The organism is Streptomyces sp. NPDC051286 (assembly GCF_044455345.1).
In the GTDB taxonomy this organism is placed as follows: domain Bacteria; phylum Actinomycetota; class Actinomycetes; order Streptomycetales; family Streptomycetaceae; genus Streptomyces.
The window spans coordinates 136234-158105 of record NZ_JBITER010000001.1 but is presented as its reverse complement, the minus strand read 5'-3'; the positions used below and the strand labels follow the sequence as shown (position 1 = coordinate 158105).

Below are 21872 nucleotides of genomic sequence, written 5' to 3'. Positions count from 1 at the left end.
GGTACCGCTGCCGGACAGCGCCGTTCGTGGGGGAGGCCGTTAGCCTGGGGGCATGCCTCGTTACGAGTACCGCTGCCGCTCCTGCGGAGACACCTTCGAACTCAGCCGTCCGATGGCCGAGTCCTCGGCCCCTGCCTCCTGCCCCGCCGGGCACGAGGACACCGTGAAGCTCCTCTCCACCGTGGCTGTGGGCGGGGGTTCGGCCAAGTCCGTGCCCGCCGCCCCGTCGGGTGGCGGTGGCGGCGGGGGCTGCTGCGGTGGGGGTTGCTGCGGCTGACCCGGCCGCGCCGCTCGACCCGGCGGGCGGGCGCTACCTCCTGCGGGAGAGTGTCAGCCCGTCCGCCACGGTGAGCATCACGCTGTCCATCCGCGGGTCGGCGGCCACATGCTCGTTGAACTCCTTGATCGCCGCCGCCCCGCCGGTCGCCTGCGGGTCGGTCACGCCGCCGTGGAACAGCACGTTGTCGGTGACGACGAGGCCGCCTTGCCGCATGCGGGGCACCAGTTCCTCCCAGTACGGGATGTAGTTGCCCTTGTCCGCGTCCAGATAGGCGAGATCGATGTGCGGGTCGGACGGCATCGCCCTCAGCGTGTCGAGCGCGGGGGCGATGCGCAGCTCGATCCGGTCGGCGACGCCTGCCTTCTCCCACGCCTCCCTGCCGTAGGCGGTCCACTCCTCCGAGATGTCGCAGGCGATCAGCCGCCCGTCGGCGGGCAGCGCCTGCGCCATGGCCAGGGCGGAGAACCCGGTGAATGTCCCGACCTCGACGATGTGCCGGGCCCCGGTCAGCCGTACGAGGAAGGCGAGCAGTGGCCCCTGTTCCTCGGCGGACTGCATGCCGGCCTGATCGGGAAGGCGTGCGTACGTGGTCTCGACGAGCTCACGCTGCACCGCGTCGAGCGGCGGGTTGTGCGCCAGCATGTACGCGTACAACTCGTCCGTGATCTTGGTTTCGTTTCCCTTGCTCATCGCAGACTCTCTTCGTGCCTGCCGGGCAGGCTGGTCAGGTCCCCGAGTACCGGAGTACGGCGGGAACGCGGCGGCTGCCAGCCACTGTTCCCTGTCGGTCCGGGCTTGTCGAAGATCGCGTCGACGTGTTGCTCCGCGCACCGGTGCAGCTGTTCGGTGACGGCCGCGCAGGGTTCAGAGACCGCGCCGGGGGACGGAAGCCCGGATGAATCGGCGGAGGATCTCCTCGCCCGCCGCCACACCACGTTCCGTCAGGACGTCGACGTGCGGGGCACTCCAGCCGGTGTCGGCGAGTTCGCCGTGGCCCGGACGCCAGGCGAGGTCGGCGGCGAGGAGCAGATCGGCGTCGAGGAGCGAGTCGCCGGCGGCGAGGGTGAGCGTGGCGCCGGCACGGCGGGCGACCTCGTGCATCGCGGCGCTCTTGGTGAGCGGCTTGGGCACGGCGTAGATCTTGCGGCCCTGGAGGGACACGGTCCAGCCGCGGGGCTCCGCCCACTCGGCCAGTTCCTGCAGCCAGTCCGTGGGCAGCAGCGAGCGTTCGACGACGAGATAGGCGAAGAGGTCCTCGGCGACTCGTTCCTTCAGCAGCCAGGCAGGGTCGGCGGCGGCCACGAGGTGGGCGCGGACCTCGGCGAGCGAGGCGCACTCGTCGGCCAGCCGGCGGGCCACCCGGTCCTGCCAGTCGGGATCGGAGACGCCGTCGACCAGGAGGTGTCCGCCGTTGGCACAGATGGCGAACTTCGGTTCGGGGCCGGGGAACTGGATGCGGTGGTACTGCTCCCGGGTGCGGGTGGTCGTGGGTACGAAGACCGTGGCGCGGGCCAGTTCGTCGACGAGTGCGGCGGCCGTCTCCGTCATGTAGGAGAGCGGCTTGTTCCCGTACACCTCGACGCAGAGCAGCCGGGGGGCGTCCGCGTCGGGCATGGCGAGCTGGAGTGCCGCCGTCGAATAGATGAGGGTGCGGTCGAGGTCGCTGGCGACCAGTGTCACAGGGGCGGTCGGGGCGGTCGGGGTGATCGGGGTGGTCGTAGTGGCCGGGCGGGTCACTGTGACGCCACCGCCTTGCCGTCCGCGCCCGTCGCTCCGCGGGTGTACTTCGGGTGGATCAGTCCGACGCAGGTGTACGGGAGACCGTCGACCTCCTCGACCGGCACGCCGCGCTGCTCTGCCAGCAGCCGGATGTGTTCGAGGTCGGCACCGGCGCCGCGCTTGGCGAGGATCTTCCAGGGGACGCGTCGCAGCAGTACGCGGGTGGTCTCGCCGACCCCCGGCTTGACCAGGTTCACATCGTGGATGCCGTAGTCCTCGCTGATGCGCTCGACGGCCGCCCAGCCCTCCCAGGTGGGGGCGCGGTCGGCCGTGAGCAGCTCCTTGACCTCGGCGTCCACGGCCTCGACGACCTGGTCGAAGTGGGCGGCGACGATGTCGAGGAAGTCGCCGGACACATCGGCTTCCGCGAGTTCCCGGTAGAACTTCGCGCCGTGGAAGTCATGGGGTCCGACCAGGTCGGACCGGAGGACGGTACGGGAGATCAGCCCGGAGACAGTGGAGTTGAGGCAGGCAGACGGGATGAGGAAGTCCTCGCGGGTGCCGTAGGTGCGGACGCAGCCGCCGGGGTCGGCCAGGACCGCGATCTCGGGGTCGAAGCCGTCGAACTCCTCCAGTGCGGCGGCCAGTTCGCGGGTGATGGCGCCCTTGCCGGTCCAACCGTCGACGAAGACGACGTCGGCGGGGTCGTGGTGGGCGGCCAGCCAGCGCAGGGCGTTCGCGTCGATGCCCCGGCCGCGCACGATGGAGACGGCGTAGTGCGGCAGATCGAGCCCGTGACGGTGCTGGGCCCAGCGGCGCATCAGCACGCCGACCGGGGTACCGGCCCGCGCGAGGGAGACCAGGACGGGGCGGGGGGTGCGCTCGGCGAGGACCGTCTCGGTGACGGTTCCGACGGCCCGCGCGATGCGGGCCGCCGACAGGTCCAGGGCCGCCTTGAACAGGTCCTGGTACTCGGCCGACGGCTGGTACTCGACGGGCAGCGACTCGGCGTAGTGCGCGCCGCCGCTCTGTATCGCCTCCTCGCGCTCCTCGGTGGGAGCCTCCAGCTCGGTGTCCGAGAGGTCCTGGAGCAGCCAGCCGACTTCTTCCGGCGCGTAGGAGGAGAAGGCTGGGCCGCGGAGGGGCTCGGACAGCATGGGAGGTTCCTGCCGTTCGGAGGCGGTGGAGGGGGCGGACGACGGGGGGACGTACGAGGGGACGACGGCCAGCAGGACGTGGGAGGTGTGCGCGGCGAGTTCCGCCAGCAGGCCGCCCGGGGCATGCAGTTCCGGGGTGTCGGCGGCGGAGTCGACGACGACGACCACGGCGTCGAAACCGGCGTCCGCGACGTTGTACGCGTAGCGGACGCCAGGGCCGTCGGCCGGGTTGTCGTGGGCCGGGAAGACCAGCCGGCTGCGTATCGCGTAGCCGGGGTCGTTCACGGCGAGGACGGGGGACCGTGTGGTGGTCGAGTAGCGCACCTCGGCGTCGGTGTGCTCCTCCAGGGCGGTGCCCAGTCGGAGCGGTGCGTACATCAGCTCCTCGAAGCCGAGGACGAGTATGCGGCGGGCTTCACCGCCCAGGGCGCCGGCGATGCGGGCAGCCATGGCGGGGAGGGCCGATTCGAGCGTCTCGCGGTGGGCGGAGGTGAAGCCGTGCCGTCCGCCGTCGGGCACGCCGGCGGGCCACTCAAGCTCCACCCGGGTGCACGGGCTGCCGGGTCCTGCCGCGCCGGCCCGGGCGTGTTCCCGCTCCGACTCGTGGGCGGCGACCAGGGCCTGGCCCTTCTCCAGAACGCCGTCCGGGAGCCGGACCGTGCCCGTGCCCCTGGCCACCAGGTCGACGCGGGCGCCGATCTCGGCGGCGAACCCGGTCAGCCGTTCGCGGTCGGCCGCCGACCGCATGTCCACCAGAGCCACGATGACGTAGCGGTCGCGCGGGTACAGCTCGTGCAGCGCGCGGATCGTGTTGAGCACGGTGTTGCCCGTGGAGAACTCGTCGTCCACCAGCACGAGCGGCGCCCCGCTCCCGCGCGCCAGCAAGGCGGGGTCCTCCGGCAGCAGCAGATGCGACGTCGCGTGCGAGTGCGACTCCTCGAAGCCGCCCGCCCGGGCCACGCCCTCGACCGGACGCCGGGTCGAGTGGAGGTACGGGACCACGCCCAGTCCGTCGGCGACCGCGTGGCCGAGACCGGTGGCCGTCTCCGCGTACCCGAGCACCACCGCCCGGCGGGCCTCCGCCTCCCCGAGGAGCGCGCGCACGCTCAGGCCGAGCTCGAACCCCGCGCCGTACACCACGGAGGGTCGCTGCGGCACATGCTTGCCCAGCACATTGGAGACGAGCAGATGGGCCCGCTTGGGGTTGCGGCGCAGGGCGAGACCCAGCAGTTCCCGGAGCTCCCCGTCGCCCTCGGGCTTTCCGTTGCCGACGAGCTCGACGCCCAGCCGCTCCGCCACCCAGCTACCCGACCACACCACGTTCGCCGTCTCTTTCCTTGCTGCGCGTTCGCTCATCGAGACGCGCTCATTCCGCGAGCCCCGCGGCCAGCAGATCCACGAAGCCGACGTCTTCCTTCGCGACGCCGAAGACCTCGGCCCGCTGCAGGGTGCGCTCGGCCCAGGCACGGTGCGGCTTCACTTCATTCATCTTGTTCGTGTACGCGGAACGCATCACTCCGCCACCGCCCCGCTCCGGCCGCAGGATGTCCTGTGCGTCGCTGAACTCCTCGTGACTGACCACGGACAGTGCGTGCACCGGCGCGACGTGCGACGGGTGGATGCAGGTCTTGCCGAGCAGCCCGTTGGCCCGGTCGAGCTCGATCTCCCGCAGCAGGCCGTCCAGGTCGTGCTCGATCAATGTCGTGCGCAGCTCCTCGGCGCGACCCTCCAGGAAGGGGCTGCGGCGCAGCTGCGGCTTGAACATGCGCTCCTGGAGCCGGAAGTACTCCCACACCGGTCCGGTGATCGTGAAGCCCGTCCCGTCCGACCGGCCCAGCACATTGACGACATCGGCTATGACCGCGGCGACGAGCTGGACGTCGTACGCCGTCATGTCGGGCGCCCTGCGCAGTCCGTACGCCGAGCAGAAGTCGGTGACCCCGAGCCGCAGGGCGAGCACCCGGTCCCGGTACGTGTTGACGGTGCGGACGATTCCCCGGAGCGCCGCCGCGCGGGTCTCCAGGTGCAGCAGCTCGGGCGATTCGAGAACGGGCATCGCGAACAGGCGCTGTCCCCCGGCCGTCTCGGCCTTGGTGAGCGCCTCCATGAACGGAAGACCACGCTCTTCCGTGAACTTCGGAAGTACAAAACCGGACAACAATCGGACGGAGCTGCCGAGCCGCTGCACCAGGTCCGTTATCTGCTCCGGTTCGCGGACCCGGATGAAGAGCAGCGGCACCTCGGCGCCGCGCGCAGCGAGGTCGCGGAACTGCCTGACCAGGTTCTCCTCGGCGTCCAACACCTCGGAGTCGTCGATGGAGTCCTCCAGGCACAGCACCATCGAGACGACACCGCGTCCGGCCTGCTTGAGGACGTCATCGGCGAGCCGCAGCCGGGTGGCCGGGGAGTACAGGGTGGCGCCGAGGGCGGCCGAAAGCATCCGGGCGGGGGAGTCCGCACCGAATTCGCACGGCTGCTGAAAGAACAGGCCTTCCCGCGCAGCGGGCGAGATGTGCCCGAAATGACGCATGTGATTCCCCCCTACTGCCGGATCAGCCGGACAAGGCGTGGCCGGTAATAGTACGTACGGACGGGTGTCGAGGGTTCCCCACGTGCATGAATTTCGGGTAACTCGTCCATTTCCCGACGGTTCCCCAGGGTCCGGAGGACGTGGTTCCGACGCACTGCCGAGACATGGGTCGGGCCCCCACGTTGTCTGCGCAGGCAGCCAGCAGGCAGGATGACCGGCATGACGCACGCGATGCTGAAGGGCTCGAACGTCCCCCTCGATGCCATGGCCGTACGGGCCGTGCTGCGCTGGACTCCGGGCGCCGGGGTGCCCGATGTGGACGCCTCGGCCCTGCTCCTCGGCGCTGGTGGCCGTGTGCGCTCGGACGAGGACTTCGTGTTCTACAACCAGCCCCGGCATCCCTCCGGCCTGGTACGACGGCTGCCGAAGCGCAGTGTCGCCGCGGGGCTCACCGACACCATCGAGGCCGACCTGGGCGCGCTCGACCCGTCGGTCGAACAGGTGGTCGTCGCCGCTTCCTCCGACGGGGCCGCCTTCCAGCAGGTCCACGATCTCCGCATACTTCTCTACGACGCGGCATCGGCGGACGGCGACCCGCTCGCCGTGTTCGATGTACGGCCGGAGACCGGCGAGGAGACCGCGATCATCTGCGGTGAGCTCTACCGGCGCGGCGATGGCTGGAAATTCCGGGCGGTCGGTCAGGGCTACCCGACCGGACTGGTCGGGCTCGCGACCGCATTCGGCATCTCGGTCGACGAGGCGGAGGCCGCGGCCGAGCCCGATCCGGCCCCCGCAGTGCCGACGGTCGCCCCGGTGTCTCCCCCGGCACCGGCACCCGGACCCGACTCGCAGGCCACGGTCCAGCACCAGCAGCCCCCGTACGGCTACCCGCAGCCCGCAGTCGCCCCGGCCGCCCCGCCTGCGTACGGCTACCCGCAGCCCGCGGCTGCCGCCCCCGCTCCTCAGCCCGCCTACGGCTACCCCCAGTCGGCCGCTCCTCAGCCCGCATACGGCTATCCGCAGCCCGCGGCGACCGCCGCGCCGGCCCCGGACCCGAATTTCGTGCTGCCGCCGCAGGGCCCCCAGTTCGTCCGCTCCTGACCGCCGAGGCGGCAGGTGCCCGCTCAGAGCCTGCCGGGCGACCTCTGATCGGGCGGACGTCAGCGACAGGCTCTCAGGCCCGGGACTTGTAGCCGCGCCCCCACTGCATTCCCCAGCCGTACAGCCGGTCCAGCTCCGACTGGAAGCCGTAGACGAACTTCACCTCGCGCCGCACGATCAGCTCACCCTTGACGTTCTCCACGGTGAACACGGCGCACGAGCGCGCCTGCGGGGCCCGCTCGTCGAGCTCGATCTCGATCCGCGGGCCGTTGCCCGGGTAGAGCGTCACCTTGGCGTGTGTACGGTCGAAGGCCGGCGTCTGGTCGTAGATGTAGACGAAGAACAGCAGCCGCTTGATCTGGTCCCGCTGGTCGAGGTTGACGTACACGGTCTCCCCCGACGGCGCGCCGAAGCGGTCGTCCCCGCTGAGCCTGATGTACGGCGGCGCGTTCAGGTCACCGATCAGGTTGCCGAGCGGCTGCACCACACCTTTGGTGCCGTCCTTCAGCTCGTACATGCAGCCCAGGTCCAGGTCGACGTTGACCACACCCTGGGTGTGTGCCTGGACCACATCGGGCTGGAAGAGCTTGAACGGCCGCAGCAGCCGGCCGCTCTGCCGCGACCTGCCCTCGATGTCGGACGTGCGCATCCGCCAGGAGAGGTTGACCCGGAGGTTGCCGGTCAGCGCACCCTGTTTGGTCAGGGAGACCGTGGCGTGCCGCTTGGACAGCACGATGGAGTTGGTCGCCGCGTTGCCCGACTCGAACTGTGCTTCCCGCCTCGGCCACAGGCTGTCCCAGAACGCCATCCCCAACCCCCACATGTCTCAGTAGTACCCAGGCCCCGCACGCATCACTGCGGGGCGGCCCGCGGGCCGGTTCCGGGTGTTCCCGGAGAACCGTCGCCGTACGGACCGCCCCGCTGAGAGCGTTCCTCAATCCCTACCGGGTCACACCCCGGACGGCACCTCCGCCGGGGAGCCTGAGTTGTCGTCGCCGCCTCCGGCCTCCAGTGCCTTGTTGCGCCGGACCGAGGACCAGAAGGACAAGCCGATCAGCACGACGCCGACGGAACCGGTGATGAGCTCGTTGATCTGGTACTGGATGGTGACGAGCAGGATGACGGACAGCGCGCCGATGGCGTAGTGCGCGCCGTGCTCCAGGTAGACGTAGTCGTCCAGGGTGCCCTGGCGGACCAGGTAGACGGTGAGCGACCGGACGTACATGGCGCCGATGCCGAGGCCGAGGGCCATCAGCACGATCTCGTTGGTGATGGCGAAGGCGCCGATGACCCCGTCGAACGAGAAGGACGCGTCGAGGACTTCGAGGTAGAGGAACATGAAGAACGCGGCCTTACCGGAGAGCGCCACCGCGGACAGCTTCTTGCCGGTCTTCCTGGCCTCTTCCTCGGCCTCGTGCTCGCGCTCCTCGTCTTCCTCGAGCTTGTTCTCGAAGTAGCCGGAGAGACCGCCGACGATGAGGTACGTGATCAGACCCGCGACACCCGCAAGCAGGACGGTCTCTGCCTTGTCCGCGTGCGCGCCGCCGTGCTGGTGCGCCTGGGTCGCGAAGGTTATGGCCGAGACCAGCAGCACGATGAGCGCGATGCAGACCGACAGCATGTCGACCTTGCCGAGCTTGGCGAGCGGGCGCTCGATCCAGCGCAGCCACTGGATGTCACGGTCCTCGAAAATGAAGTCGAGGAAGATCATCAGAAGGAACATGCCACCGAAGGCGGCGATCGCCGGGTGGGCGTCCGTGACCAGTTGCTGGTAGCGGTCGGGCTGGTTGAACGAGAGATCGACCGCCTCGATGGGCCCGATCTTGGCGGTGATGGCCACGATCACGACGGGGAAGACCAGCCGCATACCGAAGACCGCGATGAGCACACCGACCGTGAGGAAGATCTTCTGCCAGAAGGCATTCATCTTCTTCAGGATCCCGGCGTTGACCACCGCATTGTCGAAGGACAGCGAGATCTCGAGGACGGAAAGAATCGCGACCACACCGAAGGCTTCCCACCCCCCGTAGAGCACCGCTGCGACCAGGCCGAGCGCGGTAATCGCGAACGACCAGCCGAAGGTTTTCAGAAGCACTGGTTACCCCATCGTGTATGTAACTGGGTCTCCCCCGGATGTGTACGGGGCTCCCCCGCTGTGCGCGGCTTTACGAAACGTTGACCCCGAAGTCTAGAGCGATGCCCCGCAACCCCGACGCGTACCCCTGTCCCACTGCACGGAACTTCCACTCGCCGCTGTAGCGGTAAAGTTCCCCGAAGATCATCGCGGTCTCGGTGGAGGCGTCCTCGCTCAGGTCGTAGCGCGCGAGCTCCTGGCCGTCCGCCTGATTCACCACGCGAATGAACGCATTGCTGACCTGGCCGAATGTCTGGCCGCGATTCTCGGCCTCATGGATCGAGACCGGAAAAACGATCTTGTCGCAGTGGGCGGGGACCTGGTTGAGGTTCACGATGATCGACTCGTCGTCGCCCTCGCCCTCGCCCGTGAGGTTGTCGCCCGTGTGTTCCACGGAGCCGTCCGGACTCGTGAGGTTGTTGTAGAAGACGAACCATTCGTCGCCGAGCACCCGGCCCGACTGGCACAGCAGCGCGCTGGCGTCGAGATCGAAGTCGGCGCCCGTGGTGGATCGTGCGTCCCAGCCGAGGCCGACGAGCACCTGGGTGAGGTTGGGTGCGGCCTTGGAGAGGGAGACATTGCCTCCCTTGGCGAGCGTGACGCCCATGATGTGAGTCCTCCCCGAGTCGATGAACCGTCTGTTGAGCGCGTCCGGCGCCGCACGGGGTGCGGCGCCGGACAGGGACGTGCTGGGGGTGTACGGCGGATCATGGCCGGACACCTCCGGGGGCGCGGCCCGGGCCGTGCCCTCTCAGGAACAGCCCGGTCGCGCGCTCTGGGCCGTACCTCAGACGTTGACGCCGAAGTCCTGCGCGATGCCACGCAGACCCGAGGCGTAGCCCTGGCCGATGGCGCGGAACTTCCACTCGGCGCCGTTGCGGTACAGCTCGCCGAAGACCATGGCGGTCTCCGTCGAGGCGTCCTCGCTCAGGTCGTACCGCGCGAGCTCAGTGTTGTCCGCCTGGTTGACCACGCGGATGTACGCGTTGCGCACCTGGCCGAAGCTCTGCTGGCGGGTCTCGGCCTCGTAGATCGAGACCGGGAAGACGATCTTGTCGACGTCGGCCGGGACTGTGGCCAGGTTCACCTTGATGACCTCGTCGTCGCCCTCGCCCTCACCGGTGAGGTTGTCACCGGTGTGCTCGACGGAGCCGTCGGGGCTCTTGAGGTTGTTGAAGAAGACAAAATTACCGTCGCTGCCGACCTTGCCCTCGGCGTTGGTCAGCAGCGCGCTGGCGTCGAGGTCGAAGTCTCCACCGGTGGTGGTACGGGCATCCCAGCCCAGACCGACGACGACGGCGGTCAGGTTGGGCGCGGCCTTGGTCAGCGAGACGTTGCCGCCCTTGCTGAGGCTGACTCCCACGAGTCCTCCCATTGTTTTCTTGGGGGCCGACGACTGCCGGCGCCTCCACGTTGCGTTGGCATCGGATCAACGACTGGATCCTAGTGACCGGTTCCCGGCCAAAGCAGGCTTTTGGCCGAGGGGCGCCGGGAGATCGTCCGGAACACCGGCGCGGGATCGTCCGGAACCGGATCAGACCGCGTCGAGGGCCTTGATGTAGTCGTTGAGGTCGCGCGCGTCCGGCAGGCCGTTGACGACGGTCCAGCGCACCACACCCTCCTTGTCGATGATGAAGGTGCCGCGCACCGCGCAGCCCTTCTCCTCGTCGAAGACGCCGTAGGCCCGGGAGGTCGCTCCGTGCGGCCAGAAGTCCGAGACCAGCGGGTACTCGAGGTCCTCCTGCTCGGCGAAGACGCGCAGGGTGTGGATGGAGTCGTTGGAGACGGCCAGCAGCTGCGTGTCGTCGTTCTGGAACCGCGGCAGTTCGTCACGGAGGGCGCAGAGCTCACCCGTGCAGACGCCGGTGAAGGCGAACGGGTAGAACAGCAGCACCACGTTCTTCTCGCCGCGGAAGTCGGAGAGCTTCACGGTCCGGCCGTGGTTGTCCTTCAGCTCGAAATCCGGGGCCTGGGTACCGACCTCGATCGCCATGGAAACGCGTCCCTTCACTGCTTCACCGGGCTGGGCTGTCCGGGTGGACTCCCAGCCTACGCAGGGACCTCGGCGGGCCTGCGGACAGGGACGTCCGCGGGCGGGGGACATGCGTACGGGCATGCGAAGGCCCCCGCAGGTGCACGACCGGCGGGGGCCTCCTGGTGAGTGCGGTTCAGCGCCTGGCTTTGGCCGACTTCGGGGTGACCAGACGGCTGCCCGTCCAGTCCTTGCCCGCATTGATGCTCTTGGTCTGGGAAAGACCGGCTGTCTGGCCGGCCTCGTTGATATCGCTCGGTTCGACGTAGCCTTCACGGCCGGTCTTCGGCGTCATCAGCCAGATCACACCGCCTTCGTCGATCAGACCAATGGCATCCACCAGCGCGTCCGTAAGGTCGCCGTCCTCGTCGCGGAACCACAGCAGGACGACGTCAGCGACGTCGTCGTAGTCCTCATCGACGAGTTCCTGGCCGGTAGTGGCCTCAATGCCCTCACGGAGCTCCTGCTCGACGTCGTCGTCGTAGCCGATCTCCTGGACCACCTGTCCGGGCTCGAACCCCAGCCGTGCAGCCGAGTTGGTCCGTTCCTCCGCGTGGTCCGCGGTCGCGCTCACGGGTTGCCTCCTGATCATGTTTCGGAAAATGCTTCAGCCACGCGCGTGCGCGGGGCGTTGGCCGTAGTCCACACGGGCGCGGCGGATCGCGCAAGTACCCAGCGTGCGAGACCGCCTAAACGGTGACGTTCCCTGCCACGTCGCCGCACGATCGGCAGGTCCCTGACTGGGCTCCACACGGCCGTCCACACCCTTTACGTCCTTGCACAGCTTATGCCGTTTCGGTCCGCCAATCGGAGTCGAACAGCCTTTGGGAACGCTTGGACGGGTTGGGCGTATGGTTGCGGTTTGATCCAACCCGTCTGCCGGGCCGCCCTGGCGCACCGGCACGTGATGTCTCCCCACCTGGCGGTTACCCCTCGGTAGAGATGACGTACGCGCCGTCGCGGTACACGATGGTGCTGGCGTACATGCATACATCCCTGGGGCATGCCTCCCGTAACCAGGCCCCGTAGAGCAGCACCGAACAGCGAAGGAACAGCGTGGCTTCCGGATCCGATCGCAACCCGATCATCATTGGCGGCCTTCCGAGCCAGGTCCCGGACTTCGATCCCGAAGAGACCCAGGAATGGCTCGACTCACTCGACGCCGCCGTCGACGAGCGCGGCCGTGAGCGGGCCCGCTACCTGATGCTCCGGCTCATCGAGCGCGCGCGCGAGAAGCGCGTCGCCGTGCCGGAGATGCGCAGTACGGACTACGTGAACACGATCGCCACGAAGGACGAGCCGTTCTTCCCCGGCGACGAGGAGATCGAGCGCAAGATCCTCAACGCGACCCGCTGGAACGCGGCCGTGATGGTGTCGCGCGCCCAGCGCCCGGGTATCGGCGTCGGCGGTCACATCGCCACGTTCGCCTCCTCCGCCTCGCTGTACGACGTGGGGTTCAACCACTTCTTCCGGGGCAAGGACGACGGTCTGGGGGGCGACCAGATCTTCTTCCAGGGGCACGCGTCCCCCGGCATCTACGCCCGCGCATTCCTGCTCGACCGGCTGAACGAGGCGCAGCTCGACGCCTTCCGGCAGGAGAAGTCGAAGGCGCCCAACGGCCTGTCCAGCTACCCGCACCCGCGGCTGATGCCGGACTTCTGGGAGTTCCCGACCGTCTCGATGGGCCTCGGTCCGCTCGGCGCGATCTACCAGGCCCGGATGAACCGCTACATGGAGGCGCGCGGCATCGCCGACACCTCCCGGTCGCACGTCTGGGCCTACCTGGGCGACGGCGAGATGGACGAGCCCGAGTCGCTGGGCCAGCTCTCCATCGCCGCCCGTGAGGGCCTGGACAACCTGACCTTCGTGGTCAACTGCAACCTGCAGCGTCTCGACGGTCCGGTGCGCGGCAACGGCAAGATCATCCAGGAGCTGGAGTCGCAGTTCCGCGGCGCCGGCTGGAACGTCATCAAGCTGGTCTGGGACCGCTCCTGGGACCCGCTGCTGGCGCAGGACCGCACGGGCATCCTGGTCAACAAGCTGAACACCACGCCGGACGGCCAGTTCCAGACGTACGCCACCGAGTCGGGCGCGTACATCCGTCAGCACTTCTTCGGGGACGACCCGCGGCTGCGCGACATGGTCAAGGACATGACCGACGACCAGATCCTGCACCTGGGCCGCGGCGGTCACGACCACAGGAAGGTCTACGCGGCGTACGCGGCGGCCAAGGCCCACAAGGGCCAGCCGACGGTGATCCTCGCGCAGACGGTCAAGGGCTGGACCCTGGGTCCGAACTTCGAGGGCCGCAACGCGACCCACCAGATGAAGAAGCTCACGGTCGAGGACCTCAAGCGGTTCCGCGACCGGCTGCACATCCCGATCACGGACAAGCAGCTGGACGAGGGCTACCCGCCGTACTACCACCCGGGCCGCGACTCGGAAGAGATCCAGTACATGCACGACCGCCGCAAGGGTCTGGGCGGCTACGTCCCGACCCGTGTGGTGCGCGCGAAGCCGCTGGTCCTCCCCGAGGACAAGACGTACGCGACCGCGAAGAAGGGGACGGGTCAGCAGTCGATCGCCACGACCATGGCGTTCGTCCGCATCCTGAAGGACCTCATGCGGGACAAGGAGATCGGCAAGCGTTTCGTGCTGATCGCGCCCGACGAGTACCGCACCTTCGGTATGGACGCGTTCTTCCCGAGCGCGAAGATCTACAACCCGCTGGGTCAGCAGTACGAGGCGGTGGACCGCGATCTGCTGCTCGCGTACAAGGAGTCGCCGACCGGTCAGATGCTGCACGACGGCATCTCCGAGGCGGGCTGCACGGCGTCGCTGATCGCCGCGGGTTCGGCGTACGCCACGCACGGCGAGCCGCTGATCCCGGTGTACGTCTTCTACTCGATGTTCGGTTTCCAGCGCACCGGTGACCAGTTCTGGCAGATGGCCGACCAGCTCGCGCGCGGCTTCGTGCTGGGTGCGACCGCCGGTCGTACGACGCTGACCGGTGAGGGTCTGCAGCACGCGGACGGCCACTCGCAGCTGCTCGCCTCGACGAACCCGGGCTGTGTGGCGTACGACCCGGCGTTCGGGTACGAGATCGCGCACATCGTCAAGGACGGTCTGCGCAGGATGTACGGCGAGAACAGCGAGGACGTCTTCTACTACCTCACCGTCTACAACGAGCCGATCCAGCACCCGGCCGAGCCGGAGAACGTGGACGTCGAGGGCATCCTCAAGGGCGTCTACCGCTTCAGGAGCGGCGAGAAGGGCATGATCCCGGCCCAGATCATGGCGTCCGGTGTGGCGGTCCCGTGGGCGGTCGAGGCGCAGCGGATCCTCGCCGACGAGTGGAACGTGAAGGCGGACGTCTGGTCGGCGACCTCCTGGAACGAGCTGCGCCGCGAGGCCGTCGAGGTGGAGCGGTACAACCTGCTGCACCCGGAGGAGGAGCAGCGCGTCCCGTACGTGACCCGGAAGCTCTCCGGCTCCGAGGGCCCGTTCGTGGCGGTCTCGGACTGGATGCGTTCGGTGCCGGACCAGATCGCGCGCTGGGTTCCCGGTGCGTACCAGTCGCTGGGTGCGGACGGCTTCGGCTTCGCCGACACGCGTGGCGCGGCCCGCCGGTACTTCCACATCGACGCGCAGTCGATCGTCCTCGCGGTGCTCACCGAGCTCGCGAAGGAGGGACGGGTCGACCGTTCGCTGCTGAAGCAGGCGATCGACCGGTACGAGCTCCTGGACGTGACTGCGGCCGACCCCGGCGCGGCCGGCGGCGAAGCGTAGGCACGACCGGACAGATCCGAAGGGCGGCGGACCTCTTGGTCCGCCGCCCTTCGGCGTCAGTTCTCCCAGACCTTGAAGGCCCTGACCCGGTACGGGGACTGCGGCACCCAGGTGCCACCGCCCGGATAGGTCTCGAACTCGCCGGTCTCGGCGCACTCCGCCGACTGGTAGGTGGTGACGGGCCGGCCGGTGCGGTTGGCGAGCGCCTGGGCCTGGCCGGCCGGTGGCAGCGGGACGCAGCTCTCGATGTCGATGGTGGACAGTTCGTGGACCTGCCGGGCGCCGGTGAAGTCCGGCTTCTCCCAGAGGCAGAGCTGACCGCTTCCGCAGGCTCCGAGGCGGGCGGGTGCGGTGCGGGCCGCGGCCTGCGGGGTCGCGGTGTGGGCCGCAGCCTGCGGAATCAGGGCTGTGACAGCCAGGGCGGCGGCAAGAACGGTCGTACGCATGGAAATCGACCCCCGTGGTGGTGCGAATCAGTTGGACGCACCCTGACCTGCCCGGCATCACCCGGGGAAGGGGCTGCGGAGCGCATCACCCTGATAGGCGACAGCCCCGCCGGAACGTTCCGGCGGGGCTGTTGTCCGCACTGTGTTGACGCCACGGGGGCTTCGCGACGAGCGGTCAGATGTGACCTGCGCCCGCGCCGGCCTCGGCGTTCGCACCGCGCTTGGTGAGGGTGGCGACCAGTGCGGCGACCACCGCGACGATGCCGGCGACCATGAACGCCGTGCTCATGCCCGACACGAACGTGTCATGGGCGACGTCCGCGATCTTCGCCGCGACCTCCGGCGGAGTGTTGCCGGCCACCGGCGGCACGCCGACCTCGACGGCCGAGGACGCGGCGTCCAGCTGCTGCGGCGCAAGGGGCGGAAGCTTCGCGGCCGCCCAGTTGTCGGCCAGCTCCGAGTCGACCCGGGAGGCCATGACCGCGCCCAGCACCGCCGTACCGAGGCTGCCGCCGACCTGCATCGCGGCCTGCTGAAGACCGCCCGCGACACCGGAGAGCTCCATCGGGGCGTTGCCGACGATGACCTCGGTGGCGCCGACCATCACCGGGGCGAGGCCGAGGCCGAGCAGACCGAACCAGATGGACATGGTCAGGGTGCCGGTGCCGATCTCCAGCTGGGACATCCCGAACATGGCGACCGCCGTGCACACCATGCCGCCGACCAGCGGGACCCGCGGGCCGAACTTGGTGATCAAGGCGCCGGCGAGCGGCGAGGCGACAATCATCATCCCGGTCAGCGGCAGCAGGTGCAGACCGCTGTCGACGGGGCTCAGACCGTGCACGTTCTGCAGGTAGAAGGTGACGAAGAAGAGTCCGCCCATGAAGGCGAACGCCATCAGCACCATCAGGACCACGCCCGCGGACAGCGGCACCGAGCGGAACATCGCCAGCGGGATCAGCGGCTCCCTGACGTTCTTCTGGGAGAGGGCGAACACCACGAACAGGGCCACCGCCGCCCCCAGGAAGCCGAGCGTCTTGAAGTCGCCCCAGCCCCACTCCGCACCCTTGATGAGCGCCCAGATCAGGCAGAACATCGCCTGTGACAGCAGCACGATGCCGCCGATGTCGAAGGAGCGCGGCGCGTTCTCGGCGCGGTGGTCCTTGAGGATCACGGCGCCGAGCAGGAGCGCGATCACTCCGACCGGCACATTGATGAAGAAGACGGACTGCCAGCTGACGTGCTCGACGAGGACACCGCCGAGGATCGGACCGCCCGCCGTCGAGGCGCCGATGACCATGCCCCAGATGCCGATCGCCATGTTCAGCTTCTCGGCCGGGAAGGTGGCGCGCAGCAGGCCGAGCGCGGCCGGCATCAACAGGGCGCCGAAGAGACCCTGCAGCACCCGGAACGCGATGACCAGGGCCACGCTGCTGGAGAAACCGATGGCTCCCGATGCCGCGGCGAAGCCCACGACACCGATCAGGAAGGTCTGACGGTGGCCGAACCGGTCACCGAGCTTGCCCGCAGTGATCAGGGAGACCGCGAGTGCGAGCATGTAGCCATTGGTGATCCACTGGACGTCGGCGAGCGAGGCCTTCAGGTCCTGCTGGATGGCGGGGTTGGCGATCGCGACGATCGTGCCGTCGAGCGCGACCATCATCACGCCGATGGCCACGGAGAAGAGCGTCAGCCAGGGGTGGCCGCGAAGCCCCTTGACCGGAGCTGGAGCAGGAGCGCCCTGCGGCTCCCGCAGGGGCTTTTCTGCGGTGGTCTGACTAGTCATGCGAGGGACACTAGTGTCAGCCGCTGACAGTTGACAAACCATTTCACAAGCCAGTATCTGTCACGTAGCTCACAGGTACCCTGAGCTGGCCAAAGAGACAGAAAGAGGACCGCTCAGTGACCGATGTCCGGCGCGCCGCAGAGCAACCGACCGGGCTGCGGGAACGCAAGAAGCGACGCACCCGGGACGCCCTGCTGCACGCCGCTCTCGACCTCTTCACCACCCAGGGGTACGACGCGACCACCGTCGACGAGATCGTCGACGCCGTCGAGGTCTCCCAGCGCACCTTCTTCCGCCATTTCGCCAGCAAGGAGGAGACGGTCTTCGCGGTCCAGGAGATGCTGGAGTCGCGCTTCCTCTCCGAGCTGCGTCAACGACCCGCAGCTGAAGCCCCTTTCGAGGCAATGCGCAACGCGGTCCTGTGCACCTGGAACAGTACCGGCGAGACGATCGAGGAGACCGTCACGGCCGAACTCCACGTGCGTACGTACCGGATGATCGAGTCGACCCCGTGCCTGCTCGCGACCCACCTGCGGCGCAGCTTCGACCTGGAGACCGAGATAGCCGAGGTGATCGCCGGGCGCGAGGGCCTCGACATCCGGACGGATCCGCGACCGCGGGTCGCCGTCGCCGCGTTCTGCGGGGTGATGCGGGTGACCGGGCAGCTGTGGGGGCAGGGGCGGGACACGAGCGTGGAGTCGCTGCGCGCACTGACCGAGAACTATCTGGATCAACTGGGCCCGGCTCTCGCGGGGAACTGGCATACGCCGGCCGAATCCGCGACCGCACCTTCCGCCGGATAGCCGGCTCCGCCCCGGTCATGTGCCGAACACCTCATATCGGAGCATGACGGACTTCACAACTGCCGTACCACAACCGGCCCGTGCAGGACGGGAGCGGCGCGAAATCCGGCGGAGCGTACCGGACGCGCACACAGAGCGTGAGGGAAACCCGCCCCAATTCCCTGCAGGCGAGTGATGTGTGTCACCCGGTTCACGGTGGTCGTCGCGCGTCTCCTAATGTGGGCCGGAGTGACTTCCTTCGACTCCTCCCCCACGCTCACCGCATGGCGCGCACTGCTCGCCGTCGCGGTCGTGTTCGTGATGCTGGCGACCACCGGCTGGACAGCCGTACGTCACCAACCCTCCCACGAGCCACGCGACATCGCACTCGCCTCCTGGGCGCGGGGGCGGATAGCGGGTCACCCGCTGCCGGACGCCGATGCACCGCCGTACCGGCTGGCGCAGTTCTTCGCCATGCTCACCGCCGCGCAGCGGACCGCGCTCGCCGACAGGTACCCGTTGGTCGTCGGCAATTTGAACGGCGCCCCGGTCACCCTGCGCTACCACGCCAACCGGCGGGCCCTGGTTCAGGCGCGGGCGGTCGAGCGGCGGCGCATGCACGACGTCAGGCTCTCCCCGGACGGCCGCGCCGAGGCGCTGCGCCGGATGAAGCGCTTCGGGTCGATGCTGGCCCACGGCCGGCATTTCCTGGCCTTCGACCCGTCCGGGAAGGGCCGCGCCGCCGAGGTGTTCGGTGATCTGGACAAGGCCGAGCGGATCTCGATGGTGGTGCCCGGTGTCGACACCAATCTGCTGACGCTGGAGCGGACCGGGCCGAAGGTCGACGCCGCCCCCGTCGGCATGGCGAAGTCGCTGTACGCGGCGGAGCGCGCCGCCCGCCCCGGCACCCGGACCGCCGTCATCGCCTGGGCCGACTACACCGCGCCCGCCGGCATCGGCATGGACGCTGCCCTGGGGAACCTCGCCGCGCGCGGCGCGGTCCGGCTCAATGCGCTCGTCGACGCGCTGCCCGGCACGTCAAAGGTCTCGCTGTTCTGTCACAGCTACGGGTCCGTGCTGTGCGGTGTCGCCGCGGAGGAACTGCCGTCCCGGGTCACCGACATCGCGGTCGCGGGCAGCCCCGGCATGCGGGTGGAACACGCGGCGCAGCTGCACACCTCGGCCGCCGTCTGGGCGATGCGGGACCGCAACGACTGGATCCAGGACGTACCGAACATGGAGGTCGGCGGGCTCGGCCACGGGGCCGATCCGGTGGACCGGGGCTTCGGCGCGCGTGTCGTCTCGGCGGGCGACGCCAACGGGCACAGCGGCTATTTCGTGCCGGGCACCGAGAGCCTCCGCAACTTCGCCGCCATCGGCGTGGGTGCCTACGGCTCGGTGACCTGTGCGAGCGCCGACAGCGCCTGCCACAAGGGAATGTCCGGCGCCAAAGCCATGTGACGCGCGTAAAGAGCCGCAAGAAAGCGTGAATTGCGGCATACGCCGAGGGGGGGACGTGCGGGCAAGTGCCGCATACGATGAGGCACATGGGTGATGTGCTGGCCGGAATTCATGCCACCTGGGAGTTCGACACCGACTCCGTGCTCATCCGCTTCGAACGGAGTATTCGCACGCCAAAGCTCTTCCAGAGCCTGCGTGAACGCCGCATTCCGCACGCGGCGTTGTCGTCGGTGACGCTGACTCCGGGCAAGCGGGGCACGGTGGTGCTGCATGCGGTGCCGAGGCCCGGTGCCGATCCCCTGCTCGAGGCTGCGGCAGGGCAGTTGAAGGACGGCTGCAATCCGTACCGGCTGGTGCTGCCCGCCGAACGCGAGACGCTCGCCGAGTACTACGCGGACGAGCTGCGCGCACTGCTCGGAGCGGACGCGGGGGAACCCGCCGAACGTTTCATGGTCGCGGCCCCCGAGGCGCCGATGCAGTTCAAGGCGTACGACGGCCGGGCCAGCTTCGACGGGGACCGGATCTCCTTCCACTGGTTCTGGACGGGTGCCTCCACGGCGAAGTGGAAGGCGGGCGACCAGACGTTTCCGGTCTCCGAGCTGTGCGGGGTCGAGTGGCGGTCGCCCGAGGCGTTCGACGGCTACCTGCGGCTGGTCCCGCGAGGCGCCGGGAGCGCGGCTTCCGTGGCGGCCTCGGAAGCGGGTGCGGCTGCGGAGGACGGGGCGCCCCGTACGGACCCCGCACCCGGTCCGCAGGCAATGACCCCGCGGCCCACCCAGGCCGATCAGGACCCCGCCGCGGTGATCTTCGGGCTCGGCTACGGCCCGGTGCACGAGTCGCTGCCGTTCGCCGCCGCCGTCCTGGAATCCGTACGCAGGAACCAGTCCGCACCCGTGGCGGCAACCGCCGTCCTGGCGGGCGCGGGGCGCCGCGATCCGGCGGACATCGCCGAGCGGATCCGGCACCTCGGGGAACTCCACCAGGCGGGACTCGTGACGGACGACGAGTTCAGCGCGAAGAAGGCCCAGCTGCTCGCGGAGCTGTAGCGGCGGGCGGCGATCCCCCGCCGGGCAGAGGCGGGGGATCGCCGTGTTCGCGCTGGGGATCGGGTAACGGGGGCGGCCCGCGCCGCCGCCGGTTACTCGCGCGCCGCCGACGTCGAGCTCATGTCCGGGTAGCGGTCCCCTGCGACCAGGCCGGCGATCGGCTCCAGCACGGCCAGCTCCTCCGGCGTGAGGGTGAGCCGGGTTGCCCCGACGTTCTCCAGCAGCCGGCTGCGCTTGCGGGTGCCGGGGATCGGCACCACGGTCAGCCCGTGCACCTCGGCACGCTGCTGCACCCAGGCGAGTGCCACCTGCGCGGCCGTCGCCCCGTGCGCTGCCGCGATCTTGTGAACGGGCTCCAGCAGGGCGGCGTTCGTCTTCGCGTTGTCGCCGGTGAAACGGGGCTGGTACTGGCGGAAGTCGCCCCTGGACAGATCCTTGGCGGCGTCGGCGAACGCCCCGGTCAGGAAGCCTCGGCCGAGCGGCGAGTACGGCACGAAGGTCACTCCGAGCTCGACCGCCGCGGGCACGGCGCTGAGCTCGACGTCCCGGCTGAAGAGCGACCACTCCGACTGGAGGGCGGCGATCGGGTGCACGGCGTACGCCTCGCGCAGCTCCGCGCCGGTCACCTCGCTCAGCCCGAGCTGCTTGACCTTGCCCTGCTGGACCAGTTCGGCCATCGCGCCGACGGACTCGGCCAGCGGGACGGCCGGGTCGCGGCGGTGCATGTAGTACAGGTCGATGACGTCGGTGTTCAGGCGGCGCAGGCTGCCCTCGACGGCCTGGCGGATGTACGCGGGGTCGTTGCGCACGCCCCGGTAGTGCGGGTCGTCGTCCTTGCGCTCGATGGCGAACTTCGTGGCGAGCGTGATCTCGTCCCGGTGCGCCCCCACGAACGGGGCGAGGAACGTCTCGTTGGCGCCGCTGCCGTAGACGTCCGCGGTGTCGAAGAGCGTGACGCCGGCCTCCAGCGCCGCGTCCAGGGTGTCCCGGGCGGCGGCCTCGTCGGTGTCCCCGTAGAACTCGCTCATGCCCATGCAGCCGAGTCCCTGCACGCCGACCTGCGGGCCGCCGTGTCCGAGCTCTACCGTGGCGATCTTGTTGTCAGTCATCAGGCACAGGGCCTTTCCGGCGCCTGTCGGGCGCTCGCATAGAAGTCGATCTTGTGGTCGAGGACGGCGAGGGTGTCCTGGAGCTCCGCGATCCGCGTCCTCACGTCGCGGCGGGTCGACTCCAGCAGCTCCTGCCGCTCCTCGAAGGTGTGCTCGCCCTCGCGCAGCAGCTCCGCGTACCGGACCATGTCGGCGACCGGCATCCCGGTCAGCCGCAGCTTGCCGACGAAGGCCAGCCAGTCCAGGTCACGGTTGGTGAAGCGGCGCTGGCCGGTGTGCGACCGGTCGACGTGCGGCATCAGCCCGATGCGCTCGTACCAGCGCAAGGTGTGCGCGGTGAGCCCGGTGAAGGCGACGACTTCGCTGATGGTGTAGCGGTCCTGACCCTCGGGGCGCGGATGCGGCCGTGGAGCCGATGCGCAGATGTCCGTCCGTACGGAAGTGCTCTCCATCACCGTCATGGCCTCCACGCTAGAACCTTGGAGTGCACTCTAAGCAAG

General features: G+C 69.2%; 20 protein-coding genes. 6 read left to right on the top strand and 14 right to left on the bottom strand.

What is annotated here, in order from left to right; translation table 11 throughout:
* The first annotated feature begins 52 nt into the window (after positions 1-52).
* Positions 53-277 (top strand): zinc ribbon domain-containing protein, encoded by a 225-nt coding sequence (locus ACIBB8_RS00695; protein WP_366134707.1) that lies wholly within the window; start codon positions 53-55, stop codon positions 275-277.
* A gap of 33 nt (positions 278-310) precedes the next feature.
* Here ACIBB8_RS00695 and ACIBB8_RS00690 read toward each other — a convergent pair whose 3' ends face one another.
* The 4 genes from ACIBB8_RS00690 to ACIBB8_RS00675 all read right to left on the bottom strand — a co-directional run bounded on the left by ACIBB8_RS00690 (position 311) and on the right by ACIBB8_RS00675 (position 5686).
* Entirely contained in the window at positions 311-970 is a 660-nt protein-coding gene (locus ACIBB8_RS00690; protein ID WP_366694659.1) for a class I SAM-dependent methyltransferase, read from the bottom strand.
* Positions 971-1144: 174 nt separating this feature from the next.
* Positions 1145-2017 carry an HAD family hydrolase gene (locus ACIBB8_RS00685; protein WP_398948214.1) on the bottom strand — a complete coding sequence of 291 codons (873 nt, stop codon included), beginning with the start codon at positions 2015-2017 and terminating at the stop codon, positions 1145-1147.
* Complete coding sequence (locus ACIBB8_RS00680) at positions 2014-4512, bottom strand: phosphoribosyltransferase (protein WP_398948213.1); 2499 nt, start codon at positions 4510-4512, stop codon at positions 2014-2016. The genes ACIBB8_RS00685 and ACIBB8_RS00680 overlap by 4 nt, the downstream gene beginning before the upstream one ends.
* 10 nt (positions 4513-4522) lie before the next feature.
* Positions 4523-5686, bottom strand: a complete 1164-nt coding sequence (locus ACIBB8_RS00675) for an HpcH/HpaI aldolase/citrate lyase family protein (RefSeq protein WP_398948212.1) — start codon at positions 5684-5686, stop codon at positions 4523-4525.
* Positions 5687-5905: 219 nt separating this feature from the next.
* Between ACIBB8_RS00675 and ACIBB8_RS00670 the strand changes: the two genes are divergently transcribed.
* The gene (locus ACIBB8_RS00670; protein WP_398948211.1) at positions 5906-6787 is read left to right on the top strand and encodes a TerD family protein; all 882 of its coding nucleotides are present in this window, start codon (positions 5906-5908) and stop codon (positions 6785-6787) included.
* Positions 6788-6860: 73 nt separating this feature from the next.
* Here ACIBB8_RS00670 and ACIBB8_RS00665 read toward each other — a convergent pair whose 3' ends face one another.
* The 6 genes from ACIBB8_RS00665 to ACIBB8_RS00640 all read right to left on the bottom strand — a co-directional run bounded on the left by ACIBB8_RS00665 (position 6861) and on the right by ACIBB8_RS00640 (position 11527).
* Positions 6861-7595, bottom strand: coding sequence for a Tellurium resistance (locus tag ACIBB8_RS00665; RefSeq protein WP_398948703.1), 735 nt, complete (start codon positions 7593-7595; stop codon positions 6861-6863).
* A 141-nt stretch (positions 7596-7736) separates the two neighbouring features.
* Positions 7737-8882: a DUF475 domain-containing protein gene (locus ACIBB8_RS00660; protein WP_398948210.1), complete on the bottom strand. Its 1146-nt coding sequence runs from the start codon at positions 8880-8882 to the stop codon at positions 7737-7739.
* 70 nt (positions 8883-8952) lie between these two features.
* A complete protein-coding gene (locus ACIBB8_RS00655) occupies positions 8953-9528 on the bottom strand; it encodes a TerD family protein (RefSeq protein ID WP_398948209.1) in 576 nt (191 codons plus the stop codon).
* A gap of 180 nt (positions 9529-9708) precedes the next feature.
* Entirely contained in the window at positions 9709-10284 is a 576-nt protein-coding gene (locus tag ACIBB8_RS00650) for a TerD family protein (RefSeq protein ID WP_398948208.1), read from the bottom strand.
* Positions 10285-10455: 171 nt separating this feature from the next.
* Positions 10456-10914, bottom strand: a complete 459-nt coding sequence (locus ACIBB8_RS00645; protein ID WP_398948207.1) for a peroxiredoxin — start codon at positions 10912-10914, stop codon at positions 10456-10458.
* A 175-nt stretch (positions 10915-11089) separates the two neighbouring features.
* Positions 11090-11527 (bottom strand): DUF3052 domain-containing protein, encoded by a 438-nt coding sequence (locus ACIBB8_RS00640; RefSeq protein WP_037696857.1) that lies wholly within the window; start codon positions 11525-11527, stop codon positions 11090-11092.
* 482 nt (positions 11528-12009) lie between these two features.
* Here ACIBB8_RS00640 and aceE point away from each other — a divergent pair, with 482 nt between their 5' ends.
* Positions 12010-14742, top strand: a complete 2733-nt coding sequence (aceE, locus tag ACIBB8_RS00635) for a pyruvate dehydrogenase (acetyl-transferring), homodimeric type (RefSeq protein ID WP_398948206.1) — start codon at positions 12010-12012, stop codon at positions 14740-14742.
* 56 nt (positions 14743-14798) lie between these two features.
* Here aceE and ACIBB8_RS00630 read toward each other — a convergent pair whose 3' ends face one another.
* Together ACIBB8_RS00630 and ACIBB8_RS00625 are read right to left on the bottom strand one after the other, a co-directional pair.
* Positions 14799-15188, bottom strand: a complete 390-nt coding sequence (locus tag ACIBB8_RS00630; protein ID WP_398948205.1) for a peptidase inhibitor family I36 protein — start codon at positions 15186-15188, stop codon at positions 14799-14801.
* 175 nt (positions 15189-15363) lie between these two features.
* The gene (locus tag ACIBB8_RS00625; protein WP_398948204.1) at positions 15364-16974 is read right to left on the bottom strand and encodes an MFS transporter; all 1611 of its coding nucleotides are present in this window, start codon (positions 16972-16974) and stop codon (positions 15364-15366) included.
* 116 nt (positions 16975-17090) lie between these two features.
* Between ACIBB8_RS00625 and ACIBB8_RS00620 the strand changes: the two genes are divergently transcribed.
* The 3 genes from ACIBB8_RS00620 to ACIBB8_RS00610 all read left to right on the top strand — a co-directional run bounded on the left by ACIBB8_RS00620 (position 17091) and on the right by ACIBB8_RS00610 (position 20263).
* Entirely contained in the window at positions 17091-17777 is a 687-nt protein-coding gene (locus ACIBB8_RS00620; RefSeq protein ID WP_398948203.1) for a TetR/AcrR family transcriptional regulator, read from the top strand.
* A 228-nt stretch (positions 17778-18005) separates the two neighbouring features.
* Positions 18006-19217 (top strand): alpha/beta hydrolase, encoded by a 1212-nt coding sequence (locus ACIBB8_RS00615; RefSeq protein WP_398948202.1) that lies wholly within the window; start codon positions 18006-18008, stop codon positions 19215-19217.
* Between the two features lie 86 nt (positions 19218-19303).
* On the top strand, positions 19304-20263 hold the full coding sequence (locus ACIBB8_RS00610) for a DUF4429 domain-containing protein (RefSeq protein ID WP_398948201.1): 960 nt from the start codon (positions 19304-19306) through the stop codon (positions 20261-20263).
* A 92-nt stretch (positions 20264-20355) separates the two neighbouring features.
* Here ACIBB8_RS00610 and ACIBB8_RS00605 read toward each other — a convergent pair whose 3' ends face one another.
* A complete protein-coding gene (locus tag ACIBB8_RS00605; RefSeq protein ID WP_398948200.1) occupies positions 20356-21372 on the bottom strand; it encodes an aldo/keto reductase in 1017 nt (338 codons plus the stop codon).
* Entirely contained in the window at positions 21372-21833 is a 462-nt protein-coding gene (locus ACIBB8_RS00600; protein ID WP_398948199.1) for a MerR family transcriptional regulator, read from the bottom strand. The genes ACIBB8_RS00605 and ACIBB8_RS00600 overlap by 1 nt, the downstream gene beginning before the upstream one ends.
* Between the last annotated feature and the right edge of the window lie 39 nt (positions 21834-21872).

Excerpts from the sequence above, each read along its gene's own strand:
- ACIBB8_RS00695 (WP_366134707.1), top strand. The coding sequence starts at position 53 with ATGCCTCGTTACGAGTACCGCTGCCGCTCCTGCGGAGACACCTTCGAA.
- ACIBB8_RS00690 (WP_366694659.1), bottom strand. The coding sequence starts at position 970 with ATGAGCAAGGGAAACGAAACCAAGATCACGGACGAGTTGTACGCGTAC.
- ACIBB8_RS00680 (WP_398948213.1), bottom strand. The coding sequence starts at position 4,512 with ATGAGCGAACGCGCAGCAAGGAAAGAGACGGCGAACGTGGTGTGGTCG.
- ACIBB8_RS00675 (WP_398948212.1), bottom strand. The coding sequence starts at position 5,686 with ATGCGTCATTTCGGGCACATCTCGCCCGCTGCGCGGGAAGGCCTGTTC.
- ACIBB8_RS00670 (WP_398948211.1), top strand. The coding sequence starts at position 5,906 with ATGACGCACGCGATGCTGAAGGGCTCGAACGTCCCCCTCGATGCCATG.
- ACIBB8_RS00665 (WP_398948703.1), bottom strand. The coding sequence starts at position 7,595 with ATGGCGTTCTGGGACAGCCTGTGGCCGAGGCGGGAAGCACAGTTCGAG.
- ACIBB8_RS00655 (WP_398948209.1), bottom strand. The coding sequence starts at position 9,528 with ATGGGCGTCACGCTCGCCAAGGGAGGCAATGTCTCCCTCTCCAAGGCC.
- ACIBB8_RS00645 (WP_398948207.1), bottom strand. The coding sequence starts at position 10,914 with ATGGCGATCGAGGTCGGTACCCAGGCCCCGGATTTCGAGCTGAAGGAC.
- ACIBB8_RS00630 (WP_398948205.1), bottom strand. The coding sequence starts at position 15,188 with ATGCGTACGACCGTTCTTGCCGCCGCCCTGGCTGTCACAGCCCTGATT.
- ACIBB8_RS00625 (WP_398948204.1), bottom strand. The coding sequence starts at position 16,974 with ATGACTAGTCAGACCACCGCAGAAAAGCCCCTGCGGGAGCCGCAGGGC.
- ACIBB8_RS00610 (WP_398948201.1), top strand. The coding sequence starts at position 19,304 with ATGGGTGATGTGCTGGCCGGAATTCATGCCACCTGGGAGTTCGACACC.
- ACIBB8_RS00605 (WP_398948200.1), bottom strand. The coding sequence starts at position 21,372 with ATGACTGACAACAAGATCGCCACGGTAGAGCTCGGACACGGCGGCCCG.
- ACIBB8_RS00600 (WP_398948199.1), bottom strand. The coding sequence starts at position 21,833 with ATGACGGTGATGGAGAGCACTTCCGTACGGACGGACATCTGCGCATCG.